A 4,539-nucleotide genomic window follows, 5' to 3' on the forward strand; every position below is an offset into this window, starting at 1 on the left:
CAGTCGTTTCCAACTGCTATCCCCCAGTATGAGGCAGGTTGCCCACGCGTTACTCACCCGTCCGCCACTAACTTAAAACAAGAATCCGCCGAAGCCTCATCAGCGTCTTAAGTCCGTTCGACTTGCATGTGTTAGGCACGCCGCCAGCGTTCATCCTGAGCCAGGATCGAACTCTCACGTTTAAATGTTTTGTTCAATCCGGCCAGAACTAAAAGCTTGGCTTTAATGTTCTGTCCGTTATTACTTTTGGTTTGTTATTCTGAATAATTCTCTTGGAATTTTTCAGGGTTGCATTACTGTTTATTTGTCAAGGTGCTTGTCGCTGCAGCTCTCAGCCGCAACTCATTTAGAATATCATAACTTCAAATCTCTGTCAACAACTTTTTTAAAGTTTTTTAAAAAGTTTTTTGAAGCTATTTTCGAAATCGCATTGTTCCGCGGTTTCTAGCCCCTTTCGCAACGGGCAAAAGTTATTATAGCAAAGCAGATTTATAAATGCAACACCTTTTTTTGGAAATTTTTTATAAAATTAAAACACCACTAAATCTTGCAGACGGACTGGCTTCTTTACCCAATTTATAGTGGTATGACTTTGAAAATTCTTTACCCAAAGGTATGAAAAAAGAACCAACCCGCTTAAATTGGATTGGTTCTTTCGAAAAATTTAATCAATTATCCTATGGGCCTGGGTACTATTTTAAAGGTTATTGTTTTTGATCCTCCATAGTACTTGTCACCATATTTTCCTACACCGGATACAGTGATCTTTGCTGTACCCTTAGCATAGTTATCTGTTATGGATGTAATCCTGTAGGCACCCTGAGGGATCTCGTCCTTACCTATCTTGACTGCAAGATCCGACTCACTGATCTCAATTCCCTTCTCGGTGTATTCATATGATGATTTCTTTAATTTGATCTTTGCCTTATCCAGAAGTACATCTACATAAGTAAATTCTGCCTCAGCGGTTGTAGCAGAGTCATACAGGCCTTTTCCGGAGATGGTTACGAGAATATCCGTGCCTGCAGGGATAATATCCTTCATATTATCTACCTGTGTTCCGGCATCTACCTGAACATCCACAAGGTTTTTGCCCTGCTTTCGCTGAATTGTTGTGTCATCCACATAGGTATAGATGACATTCTTGTTGTAGTCTTTTCCTGCTGCGAGCTTTGCGCCGTTGGTGTCGTACAGAGTTAATACCGGTTTGCAGGTCCCTGCCTTGGGACTGTATTTGATATCGGAAGCCACCGCAGTCACGTTTTCAAGACTTGCTTTTTCTATGGCAAAAGTCCTGGTGAAGGTGCCGGAGAAATTGCCTGTTCCTGTGATCGTGATAGTAGGAGCCTTTTTACCTGTCAAGCTAACAGTCTTATTGTTAGCATACTTAAGCTTGTAATCTCTGTTAAGAACGAGGGGCTCTCCATTATAGGAAAGAGTTACTTCAGGTGTCACTCCATTCTTGGTATAAGCAAAGGTTCCAATATACTCTCTGTCGTCGGTGCTGTTCTGGCCGCCGCAGGTTACAGATACATCACCCTGATCGAAGCTGTGAGCTTCTATCTTAAAGTTCTTTTTAACCGTGCCTGTGAATCTGCCTATGCCGGTAAAGGTTATTTTGCCTGTGCCCTTCTTGATATTGCCGGTTACTTCTAATGTGTAATCCTCGCCTTCGGAAAGAAGCTCCATGGCGGAATCTTTGTCGGGCTGATAGGTTACAGTTACAGCAGGCTTCTTGGGTGTTCCGTCGTAAATCACAGAGCCGATCTCAAATTCAGCACCGGAAAGACTGATGCCTGTTATCCTGAAGGCCAGGGTCTTGGTTCCGGCATAGCTGCCTTTTCCTGTTACAACAACGGTTGCTGTTCCGGCAGCCACATTGTTAAAGTAAACTGCGTCAAAGTCATCCTCTGATAAGGTGTAAGGATCGTTTTTATATGCGGGATCCGAGATCTTATCCTGGATGGTGAGCTTTGGCTCTTTCCTCTGACCGTCAGCCTCCTGTACAGGTATTGCCGCAAACCAGAGCTTGGCGATATCGGTCTTTGTCTTTTTTGCAAAAACTGTTTCTCTGAAGGAAGCGGTGCCACAGTAGTTGCCCTTGCCGACTATCTTGACGGTGTATTCACCGGGCTCTTTTCCCACAGCAGAATAATCATAGGTAAAGTCTGTTCCGGGCTTGAGAGTTACCTCTTTTCCCCGGAGTCGATAGGTCACTGTGGTCTCGGCCTTGATGAGCTTGCCTGTGTATTCTACTGATACGTCGGCCACTGTAAGGTTCGCATTGTTAGCTGTGCCATCCCCAAGGCTCAGAGGACTTATTGTAAACAGTACTGTCTTTGAGCCGGTGTAATTGCCCTTTCCGGTAATGGTGATGGAGGCTTTGGCCTTATCTGTGGAGGCATTCTGGTTGTTGGCATACTTCAGGGTATAGTCTGTGTCAGGCGCAAGCATGGTCTTGTTGCTGTAAACATGGAGCTCATCAAAGGTGATGGCTTCTCCTGTGTAAGCCACGTCCCTGAATCCTGCCGCCCATATGCCCTTAGGCAGCTGGTCCGCGTTCTCATAGCCGTCTCTGTCAGCAGGGGTTACATCGCCCCAGTCTGAGGATGTATCCAGAAGCTTATAGCTGAATGAAACAACCGGGCTGTCCTTGTAGCCGTCTCTGACAGCTTTTGCGTAGATGGTCATGTCCTCGTTGAGAATTATCGCTTCTTTATATAGATGCTTCTCATCCTCAGGAATGTCCGCAGCCTCTGTGCCGTCTGTTGTCCAGTAGATCAGCGCATTGTAGTTGTCGCTTGTAAGGTAAAGAAGTGTGTTCTTTTCAAGCTCTGCACTGGAATCGTATCTACTTCCGTCAGCCCCTGTGATATAAGGAGCAAGAAGCTGAGCAAAATCGCGGTAGTGAGCGTAAAGAGTATGATTCTCTGCAACGCTTACTTCTGTCTCGGAAGTTACTTCCATACCGATTTCTTTGTCAGTGAACCAACCGAGGAACTCTTTTTCCAGAGCCTTAGCTACAGGAAGCTGGCCATAGCTCTCGCCGAAGGTCACTGTCTTTGTGGCGGATGCATCGTCTGCAAGGGTTCCGTCGCAAGGATCGAAGGTGACTACGTAGGTATTTGCTGCCCATTTTGCAAAAAGAGTTATGTCAGCCGAAAGCTTGGTTCCTTCCTGAACCTTCTGGTCATCAGCACATTCTTTTGCCGTATACCAGCCAAGGAAGCTATAGCCCGTCTCAGTAAGTTCCGGGAGGCCGGCAGGAATGAAGTACTTCTCGCTGAGCTTGTCAGGAGCAGTTCCATGTCCGTTGGCATCAAAGTAAATTGTGTAGCTGGTCAGATCAACATGAGCATAAAGGGTATGGTTCATTGGGGTAGAAACTATGGTCTGTTCTGTAACCCGGTCCCCACCTTCTGCTTCGGTAAACCAGCCAAGGAACTCGCCGTATTCATAGGTAGGAACGGGGAGTTCGCCATATTTCTGATCAAAAGCAACCTCTTTGGTGTTACCATTCGGAAGCTTGCCAGTTCCGGGATCAAAGGTGACTGTGTAGGTGCATACAGTCCACTTTGCCACGAGGGTAAGGTCTCCTGTCACTATCTGATAAAAATCGTACAGGTCATCGCCAAGGTACCATCCAAGGAACTGATATCCTGTGAGGGTTGGATCTTCAGGCGCTGCAAGAAGCTCATCCTCTTGCACGGTGGTCTCAAGCTTTTCTTTGCCGTCAACTCTTCCGCCGTTTGCATCAAATACTACATTGAAGGTCTTGATCTCTTTTGCTTCTTCGAAGCCGTAGAGAACAAGGTCGCTTTCTATCTTTGTTGTAGCAAAATCAAATTCGTTGTGGCCCTTGTCGTCCAGGAACCACTTCATCACTTTGCCTTCGGAAGGAGAATACTTGAATTCTTCAACCAAAGAGTCTTTGACATAGCCGGTCTGAGTCTCCAGGAGCTTGGAGCCTACGTAATATTCAACTGTGTAAGTCTCTTCTGCAGGCAGGAAGGTTACGTCGAGGAGAGGACTGTCTTCCTCAGGGCGCTCGACTTTCTTTCCGTAGTTTGCAGGTGTCTTTATTGGATAAATCTTGGTAACTTTGGTGTTCTTAAGGGCATGGTCGTTCCAGTTGATGATTGAAACATCGTAAGGATTGCCACTGACAAGGAGGTCGGAGTCAAGGCTGACAACGCCAAAGCCAGTGTCGGTGGTAAGACCTGAGCCGGTGAACTGGAGGGTGCCGAGGGTGGAATAATATATCCCGTCTGTTGGTGAACTCTTTGTATATCGCGGGGTATGGATTTTCTGAATCTTTTCCCCGCTTAATATAAATGTAAAGTTTTTACTTGTCCTCCATCCGAAATAATTACTTGCATTATTGTCATACAGGTCGCCCTTTAGTTCCAATGTTCCCTTATCGAAGCAGGTATAGCTTCCACTCTGCACACGATTTATGATAGCATCACCATTTACATATAAATATGCATTGGCATTATCCATCATCAGATAGCTATATCCACTGACAGTCTCTCCTTT

1 protein-coding gene and 1 rRNA gene are annotated in these 4,539 nt (G+C 45.7%); both read right to left on the minus strand.

What is annotated here, in order from left to right; genetic code table 11:
* A 16S ribosomal RNA gene (locus tag T359_RS0117400) occupies window positions 1-182 on the minus strand; the annotation flags it as partial.
* 490 nt (window positions 183-672) lie between these two features.
* On the minus strand, window positions 673-4,539 hold a 3,867-nt coding region (locus T359_RS20940), incomplete at its 5' end, for an InlB B-repeat-containing protein (protein ID WP_197027119.1).

The sequence above is a fragment of the Butyrivibrio sp. MC2021 genome, assembly GCF_000621605.1.
Taxonomy (GTDB): Bacteria; Bacillota; Clostridia; order Lachnospirales; family Lachnospiraceae; genus Butyrivibrio.